The 3150-nt window shown below is 66.1% G+C and carries 3 protein-coding genes; 1 reads left to right on the plus strand and 2 read right to left on the minus strand.

Going from position 1 to position 3150, the window contains the following annotated elements; translation table 11 throughout:
- Window positions 1-162 precede the first annotated feature (162 nt).
- Window positions 163-1080, minus strand: coding sequence for a pseudouridine-5'-phosphate glycosidase (locus EOA23_RS33080; protein WP_127307154.1), 918 nt, complete (start codon window positions 1078-1080; stop codon window positions 163-165).
- Between the two features lie 39 nt (window positions 1081-1119).
- Window positions 1120-2073 carry a carbohydrate kinase family protein gene (locus EOA23_RS33085; RefSeq protein ID WP_127307155.1) on the minus strand — a complete coding sequence of 318 codons (954 nt, stop codon included), beginning with the start codon at window positions 2071-2073 and terminating at the stop codon, window positions 1120-1122.
- A 282-nt stretch (window positions 2074-2355) separates the two neighbouring features.
- On the opposite strand from EOA23_RS33085, the gene recA reads away from it, so the two are divergent.
- The coding region (gene recA, locus EOA23_RS33090; RefSeq protein WP_127307156.1) for a recombinase RecA at window positions 2356-3150 on the plus strand (795 nt) is incomplete at its 3' end.

A 3150-nucleotide genomic window follows, 5' to 3' on the forward strand; every position in this document is an offset into this window, starting at 1 on the left:
CCCTCATCCGGCCGCTTCGCGGCCACCTCCTCCCCGTTGGGGAGAAGAGGTTGGCGCAGGCTCTGTCAGCTCCTCTCCCCTTGGGGAGAGGTCGGATTGCCCCGAATTGCTCTTCGCAATTCGGCCTTGGCAATCCGGTGAGGGGGCCTTCGACGTGCGCCCTTACAGCGCCTTGGCGATCTCTGCGGCGAGCCGGGCATTGTTCTCGACCAGCGCGATGTTGGTCTTGAGGCTGCGGCCGCCGGTGAGTTCCAGGATCTTCGACAAGAGGAAGGGAGTCACCGCCTTGCCGGTGACGTTCTGCGCCTCGGCGGCCTTCTGCGCGGCGTCGATATAGCCGGCCATTTCGTCGGCCGGGATCTCGTCATTCTGCGGCACGGGATTGGCGACCAGAATGCCGCCGCCCAGGCCCAGCGCCTGGCGCGTGCGGTAGAAATGAGCGATGTCCTCAGGCGCGTGCAGCGTCAGCGGTGCGCGGAAGGGCGATTGCCTCGACCAGAAAGCCGGCATGGTCTCGCTGCCATGGCCGATGACCGGCACGCCGCGCGTTTCGAGCACTTCCAGCGTCTTTTCGATGTCGAGGATCGCCTTGGCGCCGGCCGAGACGACGATGACGGGCGTGCGCGCCAGCTCGTCGAGGTCGGCCGAGATGTCGAAGCTTTTTTCGGCGCCCTTGTGGACGCCGCCGATGCCGCCGGTGGCGAACACCTTTACCCCGGCCATATGCGCGGCGATCATCGTGGCCGCAACCGTGGTGCCGCCCGTGCGCTTTTGAGCGACCGCGAAGCCGAGATCGGCGCGCGACAGCTTCATGGCGTCGCCGGTCATGGCGAGCGATTCGCGTTCGCCGTCCGAGAGGCCGATCTTGATGCGGCCGTCGACCACGGCTATCGTCGCCGGCACCGCGCCGGCATCGGCGATGATCTGCTCGACCTTGGCCGCCATGGCGCCATTGTCGGGGTAGGGCATGCCGTGGGTGATGATGGTGGATTCCAGCGCCACCACGGGCCGGCCGGCGGCAAGCGCCTCCGCCACGGGCGGGTGGATGTCGACGAAGGGGCGGGCGGTCTCGGGCGTCATGGCTGTCTCCGACAAGGAGGAAGTAGATTGTCGGTGGCCCTATGCCACCTCCCGTGCCTCCGGCACAAGGGCAAGCGCCTGCGTGAAATTGGCGGTCGTGAAGGATGGCACGGCCTCGGAACTCTCGATGGCGAGCATCGCGGCCGCCACGCCCTCGCGCAGCGCTGCGCGCAGCGGCAGGCCGTGCAGCAGGGCGGCAACCGTTGCGCCGGTCAGCGCATCGCCGGCGCCGGTCACGTCGGCGACCCGGCGCGGCGCGGGCGGGTCGATTTCGAAGATGCCGGCGTCGTCGAAGCCCAGCACCGGAGCGCTGCCGGCGGTGATCACGCCGGCGTTCAGGCCGACCTGCCTGAGTGCGTCGACAAGGGCTTCTCCTGACATTTCGGCGCCAACCAGCGCGGCGGCTTCGCGGCGGTTCATGAAGAGCAGCGACAGATCACTGAGCAGAGGCGCCAGGCGGACGACCTTGGCTGGCGAGACGGCGATGGCGAAGACCGGCCGGTCGCCGGCGAGCGCAACCAGGCGCTCCAGCGCCGCGGTCGGCAGGTTAGCGTCGCACAGGATAGCGTCGGCCGCGGCGATCGCCTCGCGCACCTTGGAACGCCTCATCTGCTTGGGGAACGCGAGATCATAGAGCGCCATGTCGGCCAGTCCGACGATCAATTCGCCCTCGGCGTCGATCAGCGCCGTGTAGCTCGGCGTCGTGCGGTCGAGGAACACCACCGAGAGGTCCGTTATCCCAGCGTTGTCGATCGCCGAGGCGACCGAGTCCGCCGCCGCGTCGCCGCCGCGCACCGAGATCAGCGCGGCAGACACGCCGCGCTTCACCACGCTGCGCAGCGCGTTGAAAACGACGCCGCCGACATCCTCGCGCATCATGCCGGGATTGGAGGCGGCTGGCACATAGGTACCCGAGACCTGGCCACGCCGGTCGATATGGGCGCCGCCCAAAGCCAGGATCGTTGGGGCCAGGATAGCTGGGGATGTCGGCATTTCGGGTCGCTGACTTTCATTGATCGTGCGGCTGCGCACACTAGGTTTCCCCGGGGCACCCTGCAATCGGGGTCGCGATTCGGGATGGCCGGACATCGAAGTCTTTTCTGGACCAGCGGTTGTGCTCCGCACTAGCCCTGGTGAGACAAAAATAGAACAAATCCAGATATTGATTGTTTTTCAGTTATTTGTTGCCCCTTGCCAAATGAGAACAAAAAAGGTACAAAACAGCAGGGATCACGGATTGTCCGGCCTTCATTGACGACCAAGGGGTGATGTATCATGGCTCAGAATACTTTGCGGCTTGTAGAGGATAAGGCAGTGGACAAATCAAAGGCTCTGGACGCGGCGCTGTCGCAAATCGAGCGCGCTTTCGGCAAGGGCTCGATCATGCGGCTCGGCGCCAACGAGCAGGCAGTCGAGATCGAAACCGTGCCGACCGGCTCGCTCGGCCTCGACATCGCGCTTGGCGTCGGCGGACTGCCGCGCGGCCGTATCGTCGAGATCTATGGGCCGGAAAGCTCGGGCAAGACGACGCTGGCGCTGCACACGGTTGCGGAAGCGCAGAAGAAGGGCGGCATCTGCGCCTTCGTCGATGCCGAGCACGCGCTCGATCCGGTCTATGCCCGCAAGCTCGGCGTCGACCTCGAGAACCTCCTGATCTCGCAGCCCGACACCGGCGAGCAGGCGCTGGAAATCTGCGACACGCTGGTGCGTTCGGGCGCCATCGACGTGCTGGTGGTCGATTCGGTCGCGGCGCTGACGCCGCGCGCTGAAATCGAGGGCGAGATGGGCGACGCGCTGCCCGGTCTCCAGGCCCGCCTGATGAGCCAGGCGCTGCGCAAGCTGACCGCCTCGATCTCGCGCTCCAACACCATGGTCATCTTCATCAACCAGATCCGCATGAAGATCGGTGTCATGTTCGGCTCGCCCGAGACCACGACCGGCGGCAACGCGCTGAAATTCTACGCCTCGGTGCGCCTCGACATCCGCCGCATCGGCTCGGTCAAGGACCGCGACGAGGTCGTGGGCAACCAGACCCGCGTCAAGGTGGTCAAGAACAAGCTGGCCCCGCCC

This window comes from Mesorhizobium sp. M2A.F.Ca.ET.042.01.1.1 (assembly GCF_003997405.1).
Classification (GTDB): Bacteria; Pseudomonadota; Alphaproteobacteria; order Rhizobiales; family Rhizobiaceae; genus Mesorhizobium.

Bases quoted from the DNA above. Each gene is read 5' to 3' on its own strand.
- EOA23_RS33080 (WP_127307154.1), bottom strand. From the start codon at position 1,080: ATGACGCCCGAGACCGCCCGCCCCTTCGTCGACATCCACCCGCCCGTG.
- EOA23_RS33085 (WP_127307155.1), bottom strand. From the start codon at position 2,073: ATGCCGACATCCCCAGCTATCCTGGCCCCAACGATCCTGGCTTTGGGC.